Source organism: Runella aurantiaca, from assembly GCF_003339505.1.
GTDB classification, from domain to species: Bacteria; Bacteroidota; Bacteroidia; order Cytophagales; family Spirosomataceae; genus Runella; species Runella aurantiaca.
Window position 1 is genome coordinate 74,984 of sequence record NZ_QPIW01000013.1, and the last position, 22,126, is coordinate 97,109.

21 protein-coding genes are annotated in these 22,126 nt (G+C 47.1%); 20 read left to right on the top strand and 1 reads right to left on the bottom strand.

From position 1 onward, the window contains the following. Nucleotides 1-57: 57 nt before the first annotated feature. The 11 genes from DVG78_RS16385 (at nt 58) to DVG78_RS16435 (ending at nt 10,167) form a co-directional block, all read left to right on the top strand. Nucleotides 58-804: an ABC transporter ATP-binding protein gene (locus DVG78_RS16385; RefSeq protein ID WP_114462232.1), complete on the top strand. Its 747-nt coding sequence runs from the start codon at nt 58-60 to the stop codon at nt 802-804. 4 nt (nt 805-808) lie between these two features. Then, complete coding sequence (locus tag DVG78_RS16390; protein WP_114462137.1) at nt 809-1,915, top strand: DUF8744 domain-containing protein; 1,107 nt, start codon at nt 809-811, stop codon at nt 1,913-1,915. Beyond that, entirely contained in the window at nt 1,912-2,679 is a 768-nt protein-coding gene (locus DVG78_RS16395) for an ABC transporter permease subunit (protein ID WP_114462138.1), read from the top strand. The genes DVG78_RS16390 and DVG78_RS16395 overlap by 4 nt, the downstream gene beginning before the upstream one ends. Before the next feature lie 110 nt (nt 2,680-2,789). Next, on the top strand, nt 2,790-3,338 hold the full coding sequence (locus DVG78_RS16400; RefSeq protein WP_114462139.1) for a fasciclin domain-containing protein: 549 nt from the start codon (nt 2,790-2,792) through the stop codon (nt 3,336-3,338). Between the two features lie 10 nt (nt 3,339-3,348). Beyond that, nucleotides 3,349-3,639, top strand: a complete 291-nt coding sequence (locus DVG78_RS16405; RefSeq protein ID WP_158550041.1) for a cupin domain-containing protein — start codon at nt 3,349-3,351, stop codon at nt 3,637-3,639. A 77-nt stretch (nt 3,640-3,716) separates the two neighbouring features. Next, nucleotides 3,717-4,106, top strand: coding sequence for a hypothetical protein (locus DVG78_RS16410; RefSeq protein ID WP_114462141.1), 390 nt, complete (start codon nt 3,717-3,719; stop codon nt 4,104-4,106). Nucleotides 4,107-4,185: 79 nt separating this feature from the next. Then, on the top strand, nt 4,186-4,626 hold the full coding sequence (locus tag DVG78_RS16415) for a viral A-type inclusion protein (protein WP_114462142.1): 441 nt from the start codon (nt 4,186-4,188) through the stop codon (nt 4,624-4,626). After that, complete coding sequence (locus tag DVG78_RS16420; RefSeq protein WP_114462143.1) at nt 4,623-6,989, top strand: TonB-dependent receptor; 2,367 nt, start codon at nt 4,623-4,625, stop codon at nt 6,987-6,989. Before DVG78_RS16415 ends, DVG78_RS16420 begins: the two co-directional genes overlap by 4 nt. Before the next feature lie 100 nt (nt 6,990-7,089). Continuing rightward, on the top strand, nt 7,090-8,289 hold the full coding sequence (locus DVG78_RS16425; RefSeq protein ID WP_114462144.1) for an exo-alpha-sialidase: 1,200 nt from the start codon (nt 7,090-7,092) through the stop codon (nt 8,287-8,289). Between the two features lie 124 nt (nt 8,290-8,413). Beyond that, a complete protein-coding gene (locus DVG78_RS16430) occupies nt 8,414-8,962 on the top strand; it encodes a DinB family protein (RefSeq protein WP_114462145.1) in 549 nt (182 codons plus the stop codon). A 128-nt stretch (nt 8,963-9,090) separates the two neighbouring features. Beyond that, nucleotides 9,091-10,167 (top strand): glycosyltransferase family protein, encoded by a 1,077-nt coding sequence (locus DVG78_RS16435; protein ID WP_114462146.1) that lies wholly within the window; start codon nt 9,091-9,093, stop codon nt 10,165-10,167. 86 nt (nt 10,168-10,253) lie between these two features. On the opposite strand, the gene DVG78_RS16440 is transcribed toward DVG78_RS16435, so the two are convergent. After that, on the bottom strand, nt 10,254-10,646 hold the full coding sequence (locus DVG78_RS16440; protein WP_114462147.1) for a DUF4890 domain-containing protein: 393 nt from the start codon (nt 10,644-10,646) through the stop codon (nt 10,254-10,256). A gap of 294 nt (nt 10,647-10,940) precedes the next feature. Here DVG78_RS16440 and DVG78_RS16445 point away from each other — a divergent pair, with 294 nt between their 5' ends. The 9 genes from DVG78_RS16445 to DVG78_RS16485 all read left to right on the top strand — a co-directional run bounded on the left by DVG78_RS16445 (nt 10,941) and on the right by DVG78_RS16485 (nt 22,089). Further along, nucleotides 10,941-11,765 carry a formylglycine-generating enzyme family protein gene (locus DVG78_RS16445; protein WP_229598247.1) on the top strand — a complete coding sequence of 275 codons (825 nt, stop codon included), beginning with the start codon at nt 10,941-10,943 and terminating at the stop codon, nt 11,763-11,765. 64 nt (nt 11,766-11,829) lie between these two features. After that, the gene (locus tag DVG78_RS16450; protein WP_199563265.1) at nt 11,830-12,102 is read left to right on the top strand and encodes a TIGR03643 family protein; all 273 of its coding nucleotides are present in this window, start codon (nt 11,830-11,832) and stop codon (nt 12,100-12,102) included. Continuing rightward, the gene (locus tag DVG78_RS16455) at nt 12,102-12,713 is read left to right on the top strand and encodes a DUF429 domain-containing protein (RefSeq protein ID WP_114462150.1); all 612 of its coding nucleotides are present in this window, start codon (nt 12,102-12,104) and stop codon (nt 12,711-12,713) included. Before DVG78_RS16450 ends, DVG78_RS16455 begins: the two co-directional genes overlap by 1 nt. Nucleotides 12,714-12,716: 3 nt before the next feature. Then, nucleotides 12,717-12,869, top strand: coding sequence for a DUF2256 domain-containing protein (locus DVG78_RS16460; RefSeq protein WP_114462151.1), 153 nt, complete (start codon nt 12,717-12,719; stop codon nt 12,867-12,869). Between the two features lie 59 nt (nt 12,870-12,928). Next, on the top strand, nt 12,929-13,381 hold the full coding sequence (locus DVG78_RS16465) for a GNAT family N-acetyltransferase (RefSeq protein ID WP_114462152.1): 453 nt from the start codon (nt 12,929-12,931) through the stop codon (nt 13,379-13,381). A 203-nt stretch (nt 13,382-13,584) separates the two neighbouring features. Beyond that, on the top strand, nt 13,585-15,786 hold the full coding sequence (locus tag DVG78_RS16470) for a penicillin acylase family protein (protein ID WP_114462153.1): 2,202 nt from the start codon (nt 13,585-13,587) through the stop codon (nt 15,784-15,786). 695 nt (nt 15,787-16,481) lie between these two features. Further along, the gene (locus DVG78_RS16475) at nt 16,482-20,024 is read left to right on the top strand and encodes a DUF4175 family protein (RefSeq protein WP_114462154.1); all 3,543 of its coding nucleotides are present in this window, start codon (nt 16,482-16,484) and stop codon (nt 20,022-20,024) included. A 180-nt stretch (nt 20,025-20,204) separates the two neighbouring features. Then, a complete protein-coding gene (locus DVG78_RS16480; protein ID WP_114462155.1) occupies nt 20,205-20,924 on the top strand; it encodes a hypothetical protein in 720 nt (239 codons plus the stop codon). Continuing rightward, nucleotides 20,914-22,089, top strand: coding sequence for a class I SAM-dependent methyltransferase (locus DVG78_RS16485; RefSeq protein ID WP_114462156.1), 1,176 nt, complete (start codon nt 20,914-20,916; stop codon nt 22,087-22,089). The genes DVG78_RS16480 and DVG78_RS16485 overlap by 11 nt, the downstream gene beginning before the upstream one ends. The last annotated feature ends 37 nt before the right edge of the window (nt 22,090-22,126 follow it).

Genomic DNA, 22,126 nt, shown 5'->3' on the forward strand with positions numbered 1-22,126 from the left:
GTTACATAAACACTTGACATGCACTATTTTAAAAACATACCTCAAGCATTACCTCCCATGATTCGCGCTGAAAACATAAACAAATCGTTTGGCAAGCTGCAAGTATTGCGCAATGTCAGCGTAAGTCTTCCCCAAGGGCGGGTGGTGGCGGTGATTGGCCCCAACGGCTCGGGAAAAACAACTTTTATCAAAACGTTGCTCGGGATGGTGGTCCCCGACAGCGGCACAATATACGTGGAGGGTCGGTCTATCGCCAATCGTCACGATTACCGCGCCCAAATCGGGTACATGCCCCAAATAGGTCGTTATCCCACCCATCTGAAAATCAAGCAATTGTTTGACATGATGACGGATTTACGAAAAGAAAACGCCCCCAAATCATTGGACGAAGACTTGGTAGTGGCTTTTCATTTGCGCGATATGTTTGAAAAACCACTGGGCACTTTATCGGGCGGAACCAAGCAAAAAGTCAGTGCCGCGTTGGCCTTTTTGTTCAATCCACCTATCCTAATTTTGGACGAACCCACCGCTGGTCTAGACCCACTTTCGAGCGAGTTGTTGAAAGAAAAAATCCAGCGTGAACACGACAATGGCAAACTGATTCTGATTACCTCACACGTCATGTCGGACTTAGACGAACTTGCCACCGATGTGTTGTATTTGCAAGACGGCAGTGTACAATTTTACAGCTCAGTAGATGACCTTAAACTCGAAACTGGCGAACAAAAACTGGGGCGTGCTATTGCACAAATCATGTCAAAAACGGCAACATCATCAAAGTTGTCGGAAACAATAAAAATATAAACCAATGAAAATCAATCCTATCTACTTCATCCTTCCTTTGGCGCTGGTCTCCATGCTCGTGGGCGTCTATGCGGGTTGGTTACGATTGGGCTGGGATTTTCCCATCCTGATTGAGCAGGCTACTGCGCTGCACGGCGCACTGATGGTGGGGAGTTTTTTGGGTACACTGATTGCCGTAGAACGCGTAGCCGTACTCAAAAACAAATGGGCTTGGCTTGTTCCTTTGGTATTTGCGAGCAGCCTGCCGTTGCTTCTACACCTCTCCGCCCAAGCTGGCTATTTTGCCTTGGCGGCGGGCAGTATTGGTTACCTTTGGGTCTCGATTTATAACTACCAAAAATACCGTTTTACGGGCGATATTCTTCTACTGATAGGGGCCATATTTCAGGCATTAGGCCACTTGGCGCTGGCATTGTCCAATTCTTACGCCATGGCATTTGCGGGTTGGATGGCCTTTTTTGTCTTCACGATTGTTGGAGAGCGGCTTAATCTAACGCGATTTCTGCCCGTCAAAAAAAACGACCGTTGGGAGCTATTTGGCTGGCTCTGCCTCTTTGTTATCAGCTTGTTGCTGTTTCATACTGGATACGGCATCGTGCTCAGCCTTAGCATGGTAGGCATTGGCCAATGGTTGATTCGTAACGACATTGCACGCCATAATCTGACCAAAACGGGCAGCTATCGCTTTCTGGGCATTACGCTACTTTCGGGCTACAGTTGGCTTTTGTTTACGGGCCTCATTGCTTCCCTCAGCAGCCGCTCGCCGTGGTTGTACGACGCCGTGCTGCACGCCTTCTTTGTTGGGTTTGTCATGACCATGATCATGGCCCATGCGCCCATTATTTTTCCAAGTTTATTGGGGCTAAACGTCAAGCCCTATCATTCAGTGCTTTACGTTTGGGTGGGGCTGTTACAGGCGAGTATTGTGCTGCGGGTCATCGGCGATTTATCGCAAAACCTTTCCCTGCGTCAGTGGGGCGGGTTAATCAACGGAGTGGCATTTTTGGGCTATTTGGTCACGATTGCCCTTCTCATCGTAACCAATAAAACCAAGGTTTTACCCAAACGGACCGCAGATTCTAAAAAAATCACTAACCAATCATTGTCATGAACAAAGTTACCAAATACGTTCTATACGACATCGTCCGCAATCGGTTTGTCATGGGCTATACCTTGTTGCTGGCGGCCGTAAGTTTCAGTTTTTTCGGTTTCGACCCCGACCCCAACAAAGGGCTTTTGAGCTTGCTCAACATCATTTTGATGGTGGTGCCGCTGGTCAGCATTATTTTTTCGACCATTCATTTTTACAACTCCTACGAATTTATCGAACTACTCTCAGCGCAACCGTTGAGCCGAAAAAGCATTTTTTTGAGCGAATACATCGGGGTCGCGGCCTCGTTGAGTTTGGCTTTTTTGGTAGGTGTTGGTATTCCGACAATGCTTTTTGAAGGAACCGAACGCGGCATTGTCTTGATTATAAGCGGCTTACTTTTAACCCTGTCGTTTGTATCGTTGGCTTTTTTGGCCGCCGTCATCACCCGCGACAAAGCCAAAGGAATGGGCTTGGCCTTGGTCATCTGGTTTTACTTTGCCTTGGTGTACGACGGGTTAGTGCTGGGCATCCTGTTTTCGTTCAGCGATTATCCGCTTGAAAAAGTCATGCTTTTCTTGACCGCCCTCAATCCTACCGACTTGGCGCGCATCATGGTCTTGATGAAAATGGATATTTCGGCCCTAATGGGCTTTACGGGAGCCGTTTTTCAGGATTTTTTTAGCACCAATTACGGGCTCATCATCGCGCTGTCGGTGCTGATGGTTTGGGTGGTTTGGCCCGTCGCTTTGGCTGCCCGCATTTTCAACAAAAAGGATTTGTAGCGAAAACATGGAGTATCTGAATATTTTCAAAATGGCTCGTTTGCAAAACAAAACATACGCCTAAACCCGTGTACACAATTTCCCAATTTTTAACCAAAACGAACACAAAAATGAAATCTAACCTTATCGCCTTCGGGTTTATCGTGGCATTAGCGGCTTGTCAATCTTCCGCCGAACAATCTGGTACTCAAGCCACCGCCACTGAAACTACCGCCGTTAGCGGTCAATCGGCCGTGGAAGACAATGAATCACAAAAAGATGTCGTAAAGGTAGCCGTTGGCTCACCCGACCATACCACGCTTGTCAAAGCCGTACAAGCCGCCGATTTGGTGGATGCCCTCTCCAACGCGGGGCCTTTTACGGTGTTTGCCCCTACCAATGCCGCCTTTGGGAAACTACCCGCTGGCACGGTAGACGACCTACTAAAACCCGAAAACAAAGACAAACTGAAAGCTATCTTAGAGCACCACGTGATGACCTCGGCACTGGATGCCGACTTTTTTCAGGATGGCCAAAGCATGGGCATGGTAGACGGTACCAACGTTACTTTTCACAAAAAAGGGGATGTGCTTTACATCGGCGAGGCCAAAGTAATTGGCTCAGTGCGAGCCTCCAACGGGTTTGTACACATCATCGATGGTGTCATTGTCCCCAACTAATCAGACAAATATGAAAACCTCAAACATCCCTGATTTACTGCCTTTTGATGGCATCAAAACCAAGAAAATCGACTCAAATGAGCACTTTAAAACCGTATTTATCAGTATTCAACAAGGCGAGCGGCTCAACACCCACGTTTCGCCGACGGATGCTTTTTTGTACGTTTTGGAGGGAAACGCCAACTTCAACTTGGCAGGAGAAGCTTTTTTCCTTTCTCCCGGCGACGGCATGTCTTTCAAAGCCCACGTCGAGCACTCAGTCAATGCCCTCACGGATTTTAAGATGCTGCTTTTTCGGTAATAAAAGGCGATAAAATCAATTTTAATCATCGGCACTGCCAAGAATCGTTTAACTTTGCAGGGTTGAAAAACCTATCCATGAACCACAAACGGTACATATCCCTTTTTTTGCTGCTGCTAATCAGTTTCAAAATACTGGTGGTGCCGTTTGTGTATCTGGACTTTGAATTGCGCAAAGAATACATCATTCAACATCTTTGCGAAAACCGTTTTACCCCTCAGTTACATTGCGACGGCAAATGCTATTTGGCCAAACAACTCCACAAAGTAGCCGAAGAACAAGCCCGCAATGAAGCCCAAAAACAAAGCGATACCGCCAAAAAAGTCATTCAGGAAGTATTTGAAGAAACCACCCTCGACTTTGCATTAGCCCCTGTTTCGTACCTCGACTTCGAATATTTCCCCTTGTTATCTTCTTCGGTACAAAAAGGCTTTTTATCCAAGCCCATCATGCCTCCGATTGCCTAATTTTTTTGTACAAAAAAGCCATTCCCATCTACCGCGAAGGAATCGTAACGCTTTTTTACAACTAGGCAATTATAATCTAATGAAAATCAACCCATTACTATTCAGTGGGGTGTTGTGGCTGGCCGCCTGTCAAAACGGGGAGCAAGTCCAAATCAATACCCTTGAGAAGGAGGTGATGATGATCCATGATGCCGTCATGCCCAAAATGGGCGAGTTGGTGGCACTGGAAAACACCCTCCGAAAGCACATCTCACAGACCGACAGCTTGCTCAAAATCAAGCCCAATGATGCTACGCTGCAACAGGCGTTGGAGCAATCTCGGTTTCTTGCGTCGCAGCTCCAAGAAGCCGACCGCTCCATGATGGATTGGATGCACCACTACCAGGGCGATTCGCTCAAAAAACTGCCTCCCTCCCAAGCGATTCAGGCCCTCACGCAGGAAAAAATCAAGATTGAACAAGTAAGCGATGATATGCTCAAAAGCATCGAAGACACACAAAATTTTTTGAAACAACAATGAAAAATATACCTCTATTTCTGCTGCTTCTGTTGGGAGCAGTTGTCCACCAAGCGGCAGCACAACAGGCCGTCAAAGGCAAAATTTTTGACGCCGTCACCAAAGAACCCGTGGTGGGTGCTACGGTTCAAATCCTCAAAAATAACACTGGAACGATTACTGATAACAATGGTCTTTTTGTCCTTTCAAATGTGGCAACAGGCGCAAAAATCAGCATTTCAACCATTGGTTACGCAAGTCAAGAAGTTGAAATTTCGGACAACAATCTGCTGACGGTATCGCTCGAACCCTCGGTAGAAAACCTCCAGACAATCGTCGTGACGGGCAACCGCGAGGCCGCATTACGTACCGAAACCCCCATTGCCATCTCAAAACTGACGCCAAAAATGATTGATGAGGCAAAGGCAAGTTCTATCTATGAGGTCATCAACAAAACGCCCGGCGTGATGATGGTCAACCTCAACAACGAACAGCACTCGATGGCCATCCGCCAACCGATGACCACCAACGCCTACTATCTGTATTTGGAAGACGGCGTACCGATTCGGCCCATGGGTGTGTTCAACCACAACTCTCTGTTGGAAATGAACCAATTTACCGTCAGCTCGATTGAGGTCGTAAAAGGTCCCGTTTCGTCGGTTTATGGCCCAGAAGCCGTGGGCGGTGCCATCAATTTTATCTCACAACGCCCCACCGCCGTACCCACCGCCCGGATTGGCCTCCAAGCCGACCAATGGGGCTACCGTCGTGTGCAATATGGCGCTGGTGCTACCTTCGGCAAATTTGGCCTCTACATTGGCGGTTTGGTAGCCGAACAAAAAGACGCTTGGATGACCCGCTCTGATTATACCAAAAACGCTCAATATGCGCGGTTGGAGTATCATTTTACCCCAAAAGCGCGCCTGATTTATACCCTTTCGTACGCCAAGTATGATTCCCAAACCAGCGGCAGCGTCGATAGCGTCGCGTTTTATAATCGTCAGTACATCAGCACGACCGATTTTACCTACCGTAAATCCTACTCGCTGCGTTCACGTTTGACGTTTGAAAAAGAGTGGAACAACGGCTCACAGTCGTTCGTAACGGTTTTTGCGCGGGACAACAAACACGGTCAAAATCCCTCCTACGGAATTCGGTGGACATCAGGCGCAACCATGGCCCGGGGTGAAATCAATTCAAGTGACTTCCAGAGTTTAGGGTTCATTGCCCAACACACCCAGCGCTTCACGTTTTTAAATTCCAAACTGACTGCGGGAACTACCGTTGACTTTTCGCCCAATGAATATTGGTCGTATCAGGTAGATTTGGCGGCGCAGCTTCGAGCCGACAAAAAATCAGTAGAGAAATACACTATTTTTAAAGAACGACCTGATATTCAAATCGCTAACTACAGCGCCGACATTCATAATACCGCTTTTTATGCGCAGTATGATTTTGAGCCTTTGCCCAAATTGCGCCTTTCGGCAGGCCTGCGCTACGACAATATGTCCTTCAACTTTGTCAACAATCTCGACGTTGACAAAACCACGGGTCAGGCCATCGGCGGTGCTAAATCATACAGCCAAACAACGCCCAAATTGGGAGTAACCTACGATTTAGGCCGTGGAAAAGGTATCTATGCCAATTATTCCAAAGGCTTTGCTCCCTCGGGCTTGACGGCGATTTTTAGAAAACGCCCTACCCCAGCCGACAACGGCGATTTGTTTTATTACAACCTCATCCCCGCTACCTTTACCAATGCAGAAATCGGTGGTTGGATGTCGTTGCTAAAAAACAAAATCTACCTTGATGCCACTTACTACCAAATGAACGGCACCAACGAACTGCTCAACATCCGCCAGCCAGACAACTCCACTGACTACCAAGCCGCAGGAAAAACCCTGCACAAAGGACTAGAATTTGGCATCACTTACAAGCCCTCCAAAGAAGTATTTGTTCGTTTTGGCGGCACCCATTCCATTCACCGTTTTGTAGAATTTATCCTCAGCCAACGCGCTTCCGACGCGCTCAAAGACGTCAACGGCAAGGACATGCCTTCCGCACCACGTTGGGTATGGAACGGCGAAGTGAGTTATTATCCCAAATGGTTCAAAAATTTCCGCACCTCGGTAGAATGGCAACACGTAAGCAAATGGTATCAGAATCAAATCAATACGGTAGTGTACAACGGCTATGACTTGGTCAACTTCCGCGCCGGGTATCAGTGGAAAGGCATTGAAATCTTTACCAATGTCATGAACCTGACCGACGCGCTGTATGCCACCAACGCCACGCGCGGCAACGCCGCCACCGACCGCACCACGTTTACGCCCGCCGCACCGCGCACGTTTACGGTAGGGATGCAGTATAATTTTAAGGGGAAATAAACGCAAGCGGAACACGGAGTAATGGAAAAAGAAGAACGGAGTACTAATCAGACCTCCGTGTTCCGTTCTCCGCATATCATTCATTCTTAACCACAAAAAAATGAAAACCATTTTCATCGCAGCAGTCGCCTTTATTAGCTTATCCGCTTTTTGGCCTAAAGAATCAAGCAAAACAACGCCCCTTTCCAACGAAAAATTCACGGGCGCTACGCCTCGTTTCACCACCGACCACCGTGGCAATCCCGTACTAAGCTGGGTGGAAAAAGACGGCGACAAAGCTCATTTCTACTTCGCTATTTCCGAAAACGGTGGGCAAACATTTGGCAAGAAAATCAAAATTAATGCCCCAACGGAATTAACCGTACACGCCGAAGGAATGCCGCGCATGGCCTTCAAAGCCGACGGCAGCATTTGGGCAACTTTTGAAATCAAAAAGCCAACCAAAGAAGCCCCGCGCGCCGCAGATTTGATGTACGTTGTATCGACCAACGACGGCAAAACTTGGTCGGCCCCGAAAGCCATTCACAAAGATACCACGCCAGGCAAAGGCCACTCCTTCAGCGACATAGTTCGTTTACCCAACGGTGAACTGGGCCTTGTATGGCTGGATGAAAAAATGGGCAAGTACGAAGGCCGCAGTGTGAAATTTACGCAAACATTACCCAATGGTGGCTTTTCGGAAGAAATCGTGGTGGACTCCAACGCCTGCCAATGCTGCCGTACGGCATTGTTTGTTGACGCCAATAAAAACATTCACCTCACCTACCGCGACCTGCTCGTCGACGGCACCCGCGACATGAGCCACTCCGTTTCGACCGACGGTGGCAAGACATTTACCGCCCCTAAATTGGTGTACAAAGACCGCTGGAAAATCAACGCCTGCCCACATACTGGTCCAAGCATGACGCAATCAGGAAATGATTTCTTTGTAACATGGTTCAGCGGAAAATCTGAAAACCACGAAGCAGGTATCAGAATCGTAAAATTGGGCGAAGAAAAACTAATTTCCGCTAACTTAACGGTACGCGCCAAGCACCCTCAAATCGCCAACTTCAACGGTAATGTAGCCGTGGTTTGGGACGAATCAGTGGAGAAAGACGGTGAATTTTTTACCAAAATTGCGCTGAAAATCATTGACAAAAACGGCAAAGAGACCACCTCTTTCCTCACCGCCGACCATGAAAATGCAGCGTATCCAGTACTATTACCCACCGCCAACGGCTTATTATTGGCCTACGAATGGCAGGCCAAAGGCGCGGAGAAGGCCGTGATTGTCTCGCAGTTGGTGGGGGATTTATAAAGGATTCGATAGTTTTCTCCTAAAAGAGTAGTTTTGAAACTTGGCAGGTTTTACATTAGAGTCATAAAACGACTTTGTTTTAAAACACACCAAGTTTCATCTCAATAAACTAAATCAGTATTCCATGAAAATCAGCCGCAAAGCCGCACTCAATACCCTTACGGGCGCATTCGTATCTATGCCGTTTTTGGGTTTTTCACGCACCAAAAAAGAACTTCAGACCTTTAAACAGGAATTTGGAGTCGCTTGGAAACGCTCACAAGACTACACGCTGACGGTATTTAATCAAATGCCCGAAGAACATATTGATTTTAAATACACGCCTGAGTCCATGAGTTTTCGGACGCAGTTTGTCCATTGTGTTACGTTCACGGCCATGCAATTGGCAGGACGATTGGAAATTTCCAATCCGTTCGAAAATAAAAAAGATTGGGAAAAACTTACCAAAGCCCAATTAGCCGATGAATTCAAGGCATTTTATGCATGGGTTGAAAAAGTAGCGGGGGAAGTTTCGCCGGAGCGGCTCGCCAAAGAGGAAGGATTTGCGGGTGGCAAAATCCAAGTATGGCAGTTTTTCTACGCCATGGAAAACCACATCATCCACCACCGCGGACAAGCCATTTGTTATGTGCGCCTGAAAGGCATAACGCCTGAAGGTTATGTGGGTTGGTAGTGAGTAGTGGCAAGTCTCTTTTTCAACTATTGAGTTTGCTAAAAACAACAAATACATAATCATTTGGTAATGAAGAGCTAATATCTTTTTCGGTGCTTTGGGCTAGCATTAAATTTTAGCCAAAGCAGTTGAAAAAAGTTCTCTTTTTGGTACAGGGCGAAGGGCGTGGCCATCTGACCCAAGCCATTTCAATGAGTCAAACATTGCGCGATTCGGGGTATCAGATCGTAGCAGCATTGGTGGGAGGTGCGGTCGAACGGCCCATCCCCGCCTTTTTTTATGACCAAATTCAAGCCCCCGTAGAGGCGTTTTCGAGTCCAAATCTGGTCTTTAATACCGAAGGAAAAGTTGACTTCAAAAAAACGATTGTGCATCATTTGCCCAACACCATTCACTTCGGAAAAAGCCTAAAACAAATCAACCAGGCCGTAAAACGCTATAAGCCCGACCTCATTGTCAATTTTTACGAAATTTTGGGTGGGCTCTATAATTGGCTGTATCGCCCGCCCGTTCCGATGGTGTGCGTTGGTCACCAGTACTTATTTTTTCATTCTGACTTCCCAACCCCAAAAGAAGGATACATAGACCATTTTTTGGTCAATTTCAACTCCCGGCTTACGGCTTTAGGGGCAAAAAAAATGCTGGCGCTTTCGTTTGATGCCCTCAGTGATCAACCTTCCAAACAGGTCTATGTAGTATCTCCCCTGTTGCGGCACGATGTTCACTCATTGGTTATATCCCAAAAAGAATATATTCTAATTTATCTCAACCATCCTGCGTTGTACGGCCAAATCCTCGAATGGCACCTCAAGCATCCAGAAGTAGCTTTGCATTGTTTTTGGAGTAAATCAGACGCCCTACCCGAAGAGAAAATTGACGAAACACTCACTCTGCACCGATTAGACGGCGCCAAATTTTTAGAGAAACTAGCGGGCTGTAAAGCCTTGGTTACGACGGCGGGTTTTGAGTCCGTCTGCGAAGCAATGTATTTGGACAAGCCCGTAATGGTGGTCCCAATTCACTACGAACAAGCTTGTAATGCTGCTGACACCGAGCGAGTTGGTGCGGGCGTGACAGCCAAACGGTTTGATTTATCGGTCTTGATGGATTATCTACCACAGCATCAACCCGTGGGCGAAAATTTCCGTCAATGGTGTCGAGAAGGAAAAAAGCAATGGCTGGCGCATTTTGAAAGCGCCGTATAAAAAAAGATCGGCGAGGGTTTGGACAAAAAACGTCGGCGAGGGTTTGAGCCGCAGACGCGCAGTCCTCACCGACGTTATGTTAACGCTTACTTTCTTCTGCGATTTCCACCACCGCGAGGCCCGCGTTTTTCGCGCTCGGCGGCTTGCCATTCTTGGTATTTTTTGAATTGGTCTTCACTCAAAATACCTTTTAGGCTCGTTTGGAATTTTTCATTGATGCCTTTCATGCTCTCCCGCATGGCTTCACGGTCGCCAGCATTGGTTTCCCTGATTTTCAGGGCTTCCTGCGTGCGGCCCAATTCCAAATCGTAGATTTTTTTGGTGGTAGCGTCGTCGAGCGTCAACGCTTGTTTTAAATCTGCCGAAACGCGCTCAGCCCGCTTTTGTGGGTCCATGGGCTCGCGTTGAGCAAATGACAATTGGGCTCCAATGGCCAGCGCCACTACAAAAATGGTGCGAATGATGTGTGTTTTTTTCATGGTTTTTTAATACCGTCAATGCGGTTGTTTTCTGTTTCGTTATCTTTGATGGACCAAACCCTCCAAGGTTTAATTGTCCACTTTTTTCACTTGGTTATGTTACGCACCTTCCTCCCCCTTTTATACGGCTCAGCCCTTCTGATCTCTTTTTTATCTTGCCAAGAAAAAACTGATAATCAACAGATTGACACATCAACCACCCAAGCAACTGAACTTAATAATGAGTTTCTAAAAAAACTCAATTTCCCCCAAACCGTCAGCTATCTTGGCTTGGACAAGCCCCAGGACACAACAATGATCAATGTCAAATCGGGAACAGCACCCGCTGATATGGTTTACATTCAGGGGGGATTGGTGCAGATTGGTTCTGACGAAGGCTTGGAACAGGAACGTCCTTCTTTTTGGGCCAAGATAGCGCCATTTTGGATGGACACACATCCCGTCACCGTGGCTGAATTTCGAAAATTTATCAAAGCTACTAACTACAAAACCGAAGCCGAAACCTTTGGCAATGCAGGCATCATCGACGAATCTACGGGCCAACAATGGATTTTGAAAGACGGCGCTAACTGGCATCATCCTATGGGCCCTGACTTTCCTGCCGCCGACGACGACCACCCCGTAACGCAGGTTTCGTGGAACGACGCCAACGCTTATGCCAAATGGGCGGGCAAACGACTGCCGTGCGAGTTGGAATGGGAACACGCCGCCCGCAACGCCCGCAACAGCCGCACTATTTATTCGTGGGGCAACGACATCCAAAGCCAAGGAAAATACAACGCCAATATCTGGCAGGGGAAATTTCCCGTAAAGAACTACAACGAAGACGGTTTTGCGTATACGTCGCCTGTAGGAAAGTTTGGCAAAACTCCCCTCGGCCTCACCGACATGAGCGGCAATGTATGGGAATGGCAGTCCAACCCAAAATTCAACTACGAAGCGCTCTTCCGCACACCCACCCGCGACGGCGACCTCTCGCCAGAACGCGCTCAACGCGGCGGCTCATTTCTCTGCGAACCCGGTTGGTGTCATGGCTACCGCGTATCAGGCCGTTCTTCCTCAACGTCCGAAACCAGCCTTTTTCACGTAGGCTTTCGGTGCGTGAAGGATATAAAATAGGGGTTTTTAAAATGAACAAAACCTCTTAAAAAGTGTTAAAACGTACAAATAAGCTTTGTACAAAATGAATTTATCCGAACAAGACATCGACCGTATTGTACAAATGGCGTGGGAAGACCGTACCCCTTTTGAGGCAATTGAGGTACAATTTGGCCTGCCCGAAAAAGAAGTCATTACCCTCATGCGGTCGCAGATGAAACGTAGCAGTTTTGAGATGTGGCGCAAACGTATGAACGGCCGCTCGACCAAACATCAGGCTTTACGCGATGATACCATTGACCGTTTTCACTGTTCGCAACAACGGAGCATCAGTCTCAACAAAATTGCGAAACGCTGATGTTGAGCACTTTTGCGGGGATTGACTATGGCTCCAAAACCTCGGGCAATACGGTGGTTTGTCACCACGACGGTCGAGTCATTCACTTTTATGAAGCCGATAAAAAAGACGCGGACTTATTCATCATTGACTGGATAACCAAGTGTCAGTCGGCTCAAAACCGTCCAGCCCTAACGACTATCTTTCTGGATGCACCTCTCTCTTTACCCGCTGTTTATCAATCCATTGCGGGTTTCTCCAATTATCATTACCGCCAATGCGACGTGGCGCTCAAGGCCATGTCACCGATGTTTTTGGGCGGGCTAACCGCGCGCGCCATGGAATTGAAACAACGCCTACAAGAAAAAATGAACGTTGAAACCCGCGAAGTGTATCCCAAAGCCCTCGCCCAAACATTGCTGTCGGACCATTATCACAAAAAACTGACCACCAACGAAATGGAATCCCTTTGTGGAATGTTGTCCAAAGTTATTCCTGAACTTTGTTTAGCGAAGTATCCCAAAACTCAGCATCAATTCGACGCACTGTTGGCATGGGTTTCGGGGTATCGTTTTATGAACCAACAACACTTCGTTTTCGGCGACATACAGGAAGGCATTATTATTGTGTAGCGCATGAAAAACGTCAAAAAAGAAAACCTTCCCCAAAAAACCTGCCCAGTGTGCGGCAGACCGTTTTCGTGGCGAAAAAAATGGGAGAAAGTGTGGGACGAAGTAAAATATTGCAGCGACCGTTGTCGAAGCAATTCGAAGAAAGCGAGTGGGTAAAAAATCCAAAAAGCCTCGCCAAAAGCGAAAAAATGGTAGCAAAAAACATTTTACATTTTATGAAGTTCAGAAAAGCAACCAAACAGGACATACCGTTCATCGTCCAAATGCTCGCCGACGATGAGTTAGGTAAGCTGAGAGAAAACTATCAAAGCCCTCTGCCAGACCTCTATTATGAAGCATTTACTAACATCGAAAACGACGTAAATCAGGAACTGATTGTGATTGAAAACGACGCAAACGAAATCATCGGGACCCTACAACTGAGTTTTATTCAGTATTTGACCTATCAGGGAGGCATACGTGCCCAAATTGAAGCCGTCAGAATCCGAAGTGACCAACGTGGCCAAGGTATCGGTGAAACTGTATTCATGTGGGCAATCCAACGCGCCAAAGAACGCGGTGCGCATGTTCTACAATTAACCACCGACAAACAACGGCCAGACGCTATTCGTTTTTACGAAAAATTGGGTTTTAAAGCTTCGCATGAAGGAATGAAAATGCATTTATAAATCTACAAAGGCCGCGCCACCTTGACAACAGCCCCATTCGATGCTTTCTGGCGCAGTTTTTGGATTATTATTGGTATTTGTTTTTTTATGCCGTTATCGGTGTTTTTTTAAGGAGGTGCCTTTTTTGCTTTTACAAAAAATCTTCTAAATTGCCATACTACGACTCCCCTTATCATCAACAAGTTAAAAAACTTAATCGTAATATGGAACGACTCTTTACCCTAATCCTCACCTTTATTATTGTCAGCACAGCCCTGCTTCAGGCTCAAACCTTCTCCCCGGGCGAAATCGCTAATCTCCAAAAACAAGCCAAGCGCATCACCATCGTCAAAGACAAATGGGGTGTGCCACATGTGTACACCAAAACCGACGCCGATGCGGTGTTTGGCATGATGTACATTCAGTGCGAGGAGTTTTTTGAGAAAGTGGAAAATACCCTCATCACACGATTGGGGCGGCTGGCTGAAGTACAAGGCGAACGGGAATTGTACCAAGACCTGTGGGCACGAACTTTTATTGACTCGACTCGCGCCCTAAAACTCTACCAGCAAACCCCCAAATGGCTCCGCAAACTATGCGATGCCTACGCGGCAGGCATCAACTTTTACATGATTTCACATCCTGCCAAAAAGCCGAAACTCATCACCCGCGTAGAGCCGTGGATGGTCTTGCTGAATAATATTCCGTCTATTACTGGTAGCAACCTTACCGAACTTGAATTTCGTCAATTTTATTCCAAAGACGCGGGGCTTTCACTGTCGTACGTGCCAGAAGCCAATCATGAATTTTACCAAGAAGCGGGCGGCTCCAACGGTTGGGCGCTGGCCCCTTCAAAAACGCAGAGTAAAAAAGCGATGTTGCTCATCAATCCACACTCCGAATTTTACGGACGAATCGAAATACATTTGGTCAGCAAACAGGGTTTGAACTCATACGGTGCGCCGTTTCTGGGTCAATTCAATATCTTTCAAGGCTTTAATGATTTTTGCGGATGGATGCACCCCATTACCCTTTCCGATGCCAAAGACCTCTATGCCGAAACCGTCGAAAAGAAAGACGGGAAGTACTCCTACCGCTACAATGGCGAACAGCGCGGCATTGACAGTTCGCGCATTACGGTCAAGTATAAAAAAGGCAATGAACTGTTATCCAAGACCTTCACCATTTACCGCACCCACCACGGCCCAGTCGTGGCGGTCAGGGATAAAAAATGGATTACCCTAAAAAGTACCGACGCCAACATTGAACTGTTGGGCTTACATTGGCAGAAGATGAAATCCAAAAGTTTTGAAGAATTTCAATCGACGATTGGTAAACGCGTCATGGTCGGCAACAACATCATCTACGCCGACCGCAAAGGCAACATCGCTTATTGGCACGGCAACTATGTTCCGAAGAGAAACCCAGCGTACGATTGGAAACGTCCCGTTGGCGGCAGCACCACTGTCACCGAATGGCAAGGTACGCACGACCTCAGCGAGATTCCGCATTATATCAATCCCGCCAACGGTTGGGTACAAAATTGTAATTCTACCCCTCTCTACGGCGCGGGGGCGTTTGATACCCTCATGAGTCGCAAGCCTTCCTACATGCTACCCGATGGCCATACCCCGCGCGCCATGAACGCCGTGCGACTGCTAAATAACCTAAAAAACGCCACGATTGACGACGTTATCACGGCGACCCATGACACCTACCTGCCCAATGCCGAGCGTTTTATCCCAACCTTGGTCAAAGCCTTTGAAACCAACCAAACGGACTCCGTTTCCGTGCAGCTTTTTAGCCCGATTCAAGCATTACGAAACTGGAATTTTCGGGCCGATACCACCTCCGTTGCCACTACATTGGGCGTTATGTGGGTCGAAAAAATCATCCCGTTGAACGTGGCCCGCCTCAAAAAACCAATTGCCAACGAAGAGAACTATTCGGTTACCAACGGCGCCAACCTCACCACCGATTTTATCACGCCAAAAGAACAACTCGCGCTGTTAGCCCAAGTAGTTCAGGAATTGAAAAAAGATTTCGGCACTTGGGAAGTGCCTTGGGGCAGTATCAACCGTTTTCAACGCATCAAAGAAGGCGAGACCTTCAGCGACAGTCGGCCAAGTTGGGCCGTGACCGCCACACCAGGCCCGCTGGGTTCTCTCAATGCCTATTCAAGCCGCAAAGTTCCGCAGGCAAAAGCCCATTACGGGGTCAATGGCAATACCTTTGTGGCGGTAATCGAATTTGGCAAAACCCTCAAAGCCAAGACCATTCTGACGGGCGGAGCCAGCACAGACCCAACTTCACCGCATTTTACCGACCAAGTTAAAGGGTACATCAACGGCCAATTCAAAGAAATCTTTTTCTACAAAAAAGACGTCATGAACAATGCCGAGCGCATTTATCGCCCCGGCGAATAAATTTGTAGGGGCAGACGTAAAGCCTGCCCGGTTTGCAGAGAAGAGGGCCTTGCGTCTGCCCGGTTTGCAGTGAAGAGGGCCTTGCGTCTGCCCAGTTTGCAGTGAAGAGGGCCTTGCGTCTGCCCAGTTTGCAGTGAAGAGGGCCTTGCGTCTGCCCAGTTTGCAGTGAAGAGGGCCTTGCGTCTGCCCGGTTTGCAGAGAAGAGGGCCTTGCGTCTGCCCAGTTTGCAGTGAAGAGGGCCTTGCGTCTGCCCAGTTTGCAGTGAAGAGGGCCTTGCGTCTGCCCGGTTTGCAGTGAAGAGGGCCTTGCGTCTGCCCGGTTTGCAGTGAAGAGGGCCTTGCGTCTGCCCAGTTTGCAGTGAAGAGGGCCTTGCGTCTGCCCGGTTTGCAGTGAAGAGGGCCTTGCGTCTGCCCAGTTTGCAGTGAAGAGGGCAGACGTAAAGCCTGCCCCTACGGTTTATTTTATTTTTCACCTTTTGGTTACCAACCGACCCGCAAGACGCTATATCTTCTTCGTTTCAAGGCAAGCATAAGGGTTGCCTTTATGGCTTTTTTCCAACAATCTTCCCCCAATTTGCGTTATTATCAGAATCTTTCTTAGTCTTCGCTACTTTTTGCATCATTTTTGCGTTAAATTTATTGTTATCTTTAGAAGCTATATTCTAACCCTTTAAGCACCGTTCAAAACACCACTATATGAAAACCCAACCCCTTTCCGTATTGCAGGAGCGCATTGGTGAGTATAAGCGGAAATTTTACCTGAATCAACTCGTCAAAGGTGTGATTTTTGCGGCGGCGTTTGTGCTGTCGGCATACTTATTTGTAAATACCATCGAGTATTTTGGCCGCTTTAGTTCTGGTGTGCGCGGCACCCTCTTCTTTGGATTTTTGGCCATTTTGGGCTACGCATTGGCGCGTTGGGTGGTTACGCCTTTGGTGCATTTGTACGGTTTGCGTAAATCGCTTTCGGACGAAGAAGCCGCAGGGCAAATCGGAAACTTTTTTCCCGAAATCGGCGATAAACTCATCAATACCTTACAGTTACGTAATTTATCAGGAGCACAAACCGACCTGATTGAAGCCAGTATTCAACAAAAATCGAAACAATTATTAATCGTTCGGTTTTCAGACGCGGTCAAAATTGACCAAAACCGTCGGTATCTCAAATACGCCATTTACCCATTGGCTGCTATTGGCTTGGTGTTGCTGATCAATCCGCGTTTTTTTGCCAACAGTTCTGACCGCATTATTCACTTTGAGAAAGAATACAACGACGCACCCTTTACCTTCAAACTCGACAATACAAATCTAAAAGCATTTCGCAATGAAGACTTTACGTTGAAGGTTTCGCTCGCGGGCGGCGCCTTGCCCGAAGCGGTTTATGTAGTTCACAATAAAGCCAAGTTTAAGCTCGAACCCGAAGACGCCGATACCTACAGCTATACCTTCAAAAATGTGCAGCGGGCCATTGAGTTTCAGTTTGAAGCCGCTGGCTATAAATCAAGCGATTATAAACTAATCGTGGCCGAGCGTCCCAGCCTGTTGTCGTTTGATGTTACTCTTCAATATCCCGCTTATTTAGGCAAGCCAGCCGAACAATTGAGCAATGTAGGCAACCTGACCGTACCCGAAGGAACAACCATCACCTGGGATTTCAACACCGATGCCACCGAAGAAATGGCCTTGGCCTTTGAAGGCGACAAAAACGCGTATACGGCCGAAAGCAAACTGACGGGCGGATATGAGTTCAGAAAAAATGTTCGGAAGTCTGCCAACTATGAAATCAAGCTCAAAAACGACGAGTCAAACAACCGCGAGAAAATCAGCTATTTTCTCAACGTTATCAACGACAAACATCCGACCCTGACTTTAGAAAATTATCAGGATACGACTTTATACAACTACTTCGTATTAGGCGGTAATATTGCCGACGACTACGGCTTCTCCAACCTACGCGTCTTTTATAATTTACGCCGCAAAGGTGACAAGACCGACGAGAAGAAAGTGGCTTATAAAGGGTTCGGGATTCCATTCAACAAATCAACGACCAACCAGACTTTCTACTTTCAATGGTACGTAGACAGTCTGCGCCTCACGCCCGGCGACCGCATCGAATACTATGTTCAGGTGTGGGACAATGACGGCGTAAATGGACCAAAATCGGCCAAATCGCGCATGATTGATTTTGCGGTTCCGTCTAAAGAGGAAGTGCGGGCCGAAGCCGATAAGGCCGCCGAAAAAACCGAAGCCCAAATCAACAAAACGCTACAGAAAGCCAAGAATCTACAGAAAGAGTTGGAGAAACTCGACCAACGTCTGAAAAGTGAGCGAGAGCTGGATTTTCAGGATAAAAAGCAAATCGAGGACTTGCTCAAGAAGCGCGAAGAGCTCATGAACGACATGAAGAGCATGCAAGAGCAAACGCAAACATCCCAAGAAAAACAGGAACGTTTTGCGGAGCAAAGTCCCGAAATGAAGCAAAAAATGGAGCAGTTGCAAAAACTGATGAAAGAATTGCTCGACCCCGAAACCAAAAAACTGTACGACCAACTTGAAAAACTCCTTCAACAACAACAGCAAGACGATAAGATGCAGGAGTTGATGAATAAGCTAAAAAACAAGGAATTCAATGCTCAGAAAGAAATTGAAAAAGCATTGGAGATGTTTAAGCAACTTCAACTCCAACAAAAAGCGGAGCAAATTCAGAAGGATTTGAACGAAATGGCCGAAAAACAGGAAAAACTGGCGGAAAAAACCGAAAAAGAGAGTAAAGAGCAAGAAGCCAAAGACAAAGAAAATAAAGACCAAAAGGGAAAAGATAAAGACGGAAAAGACCAGAAAGATAAAGACGGGAAAGACCAGAAAGATAAAGACGGGAAAGACCAAGACGGTAAGGACCAGAAAGATCAAGAAGGCAAAGAACAAAAAGACCAAGAAAGTAAAGACGGCAAAGAAGATGCCAAGCAAGAAGAGCTCAAAAAGGAGCAGGAAGAACTAAATAAAGAGTTTGAAGAAACCAAAAAGGACATCGAAGAACTCGAAAAATTGAACGAAGAGCTTGCCGATAAGCAGGAAATGGACACGGGCAAGGAGGAACAGCAGGAAGTGGAAAAAGAGCAGAAAAACAGCTCCAAACAACTCCAGCAAAAGCAGAACAAGAGCGCTTCCCAATCTCAGAAAAAAGCGGCGAAGTCCATGAAAAAGATGGCGCAGCAGATGGAAGAGTCAATGGAGAGCGCCGAAATGCAGGAAATGGACGAAAACATGGACAACCTGCGCGATATTCTGGAAAACCTGATTCACCTTTCGTTTGACCAAGAGCGCGTCATGAAGGATTTTAGAGGGGTCAATTTGCAGGACCCGCGTTTTGTTAAACTGGCGCAGGAACAACTCAAACTTCAAGATGATGCCAAGGTGATAGAAGACAGTCTGTACGCTCTCGCCAAGCGCGTCATGCAAATCCAGACGTTTGTGACCCGTGAGCTCAACGACATGAAGTTTCACATGACCGAAAGCACGCGCTACATCCGCGAACGTCGCCTCAACATGGCTACCAGCAAACAGCAGTTTGCCATGACCTCAATCAATAACCTGTCGTTGATGCTCAGCCAAACACTCCAACAAATGCAGGCGGCTATGATGGCGATGGCCAGCCCAGGCAGCGGCAGCAAGAAAGGCAGCAAAGGCAAAGGGAAAAGCCCGGGCAATTTGGGCGAGCTCCAAAAACAGCTCAACAACCGCATCCAACAATTGCAAAAAGGCCAAGGACAAGGTCAGGGCCAAGGCGGCATGGGGGGACGGCAAATGTCGGAACAGTTGGCGCAAATGGCCGCCGAGCAGGCGCGTATCCGCCAGATGCTCAAGGAATTGATGGACTCCCAAAAAGGCTCAGAAGGCGGCCGAAAAGTGGGGAATGAGGTCAAAGAGTTGATGGATAAGATGGACGAAACCGAAACCGACTTGGTAAACAAACGTATCAATCCGACGATCATCAAACGTCAGGAAGAAATCGTAACACGGTTATTAGAATCCGAAAAAGCATTGCGTCAACAGGAAGAAGATACCCAACGCAAGTCCGAAACGGCCAAGCCACAACCCCGCAACCCGCCTGCGGAGTTTGAGCAATACGTGAAGGACAAACAGCGGCAAACCGAACTCTTGCGTACCGTACCGCCGAGTTTTGCCCCTTTCTACAAACGCGAAGCCGATAATTATTTTAAGAAATCGGGCGAGAGATAACCCTCATCGGGTCTACATAAAAAAACGGGGAGGCGGGCAGATTGTGTCGGCCTCCCCGTTTTTTTTGTTTTCAATTTATCTCTACCACCCCTACCTATTCATTAAATTTGCGCCTGTAAGCTTTTGAACACAACCTACTTTCAATTACTTTGCGAAAGAATTCTTTAAAAATAAAAAGCCATGAAAAAAATACTAACTTTTGTCTTTTTGACCGCTTCTTGTACCTCGCTTTTGGCCCAAACTGAAAACGCCAACAACCTCATCCGTGACGTAGACGGTCGCCTCAACATGGGCACCTACACCACCTCTTCTTTCGATAGTCGGTACGAAGGATTAAAGGGTTCTCCTTTTTTCATTTCCGAATGGATTAGCGGAGAAATGGCCTTTGTGGATGGGCGCGTGTTCAAAGAAGTACCCCTTAAATACAACGCTTATTCCAAAGAATTGGTCATGAAACGCCCCGGCGGAGATTCAATCATTGTATTTCCGTACCAAGTTAATTCATTCACTATCAATGACCCCGTTACAAAAGCAAATTTTGAATTTAAAAGGTATCCCTCGGCACATACCCCAAAATACGACATGCGCGACATCTATTTTTTGACCTTATACCAAGGAAAAACCAGCTTGGTAAAGTTAATCAGCAAGACCTTAAAAAAAGCCGATTATAAAGACCCTTACAGCAACAACGTGCGCTACGATACCTTTGAGGATGCCAACGAATATTTTTTACTCAAAGCAGACGGCAGCCTAACGAAAATCAAAAGAAATAAAAAGTCGGTACTCGGCGCTTTGTCTGACAAAGAGGAAGCCTTAAAAACACTGATGGATCAGGAAAAATTAGACATAAAAACTGAACGCGATCTAGTGGTTGCCGTTGCAAAGTACAATGCTATCTAACGAACAAATCGCTTTTATACAACAAAACAGTCAGGCAAATCCGACTTCTTTACGGCTCAAATACGGCAAAGAAAAAGAGTTTGTCATTGCCCAAATTGAGGCTCGGCAAAAGGCCCGGACAAAACTACCGAGCTGGTGTGCCGAGCCTCGTTTGGTATTCCCGCCCGCCGTGTCGGTCGAACAAAGCTCTTCCGAATCCACCGCTCATTACAAAACCGAGGTTATGAGCCAAACGGCCTCAAAAACGATTGTTGACGGCACGGGTGGCATGGGAATTGACTCTTATTATTTCTCAAAACAGTTTGAATCGGTCACTTACATCGAACAAAACGAAAAACTGGTCGAGCGCGCACGCCACAATTTCGACATCCTGAACACCACCAACATCGAATGTATTTGCGACGATTCCATCGCTTTTTTACAACGGTTGGATGCCAAAGTGGATTGGATTTATCTCGACCCCGCCCGCCGCACCGCCGACCAACGTCGAGTGGTAGGATTGGGGGATTGCGAACCCGACGTCACCAAGCACTTGGCGTTATTTTTGGAGAAGGCGCACCACATCCTTGTGAAAGTGTCGCCTTTATTAGATCTGACACAAACGTTGTTGGAAGTGCCGCAAATCAGTGTGGTTCACGTAGTTGCGGTTGAAAATGAGTGCAAAGAATTGTTATTGGAAATAGGAACACCCGCTACCGACCTTATCATCAAAACCATTAATTTCAAGAACGACGGCAGCCAACAAATCTTTGATTTTTACTGGTCGGAGGAGCCAGATACCGTTGTTGAATTCAGTACCCCTCTTCGGTACATTTACGAACCCAACGCCGCTATTTTGAAAGCAGGAGCGTTTAAAACGGTCGCCGCAAAATTCCAAATTGCTAAAATTGCCCCCCACAGTCACCTCTATACTTCCGAAAGTCTGGTACGGCTATTTCCCGGGAGAACCTTTGAACTGATTGCCACTGTAAAAGCTGATGTTAAAGCACTTACACCTTATCTAACAAACGAAAAAGCAAACCTTACCCTCCGAAATTTTCCGGGTACTACCGACGAACTTCGCAAAAAACTAAAACTAAAAGACGGGGGTGACGTATATTTGCTGGCCACAACGCTCGCCAACGCCGATAAAAGGCTGCTGGTTTGCCGTAAAGTGAAAGATTAATCATCATCCATTAATCGTAATCAACGCAACCCATTTT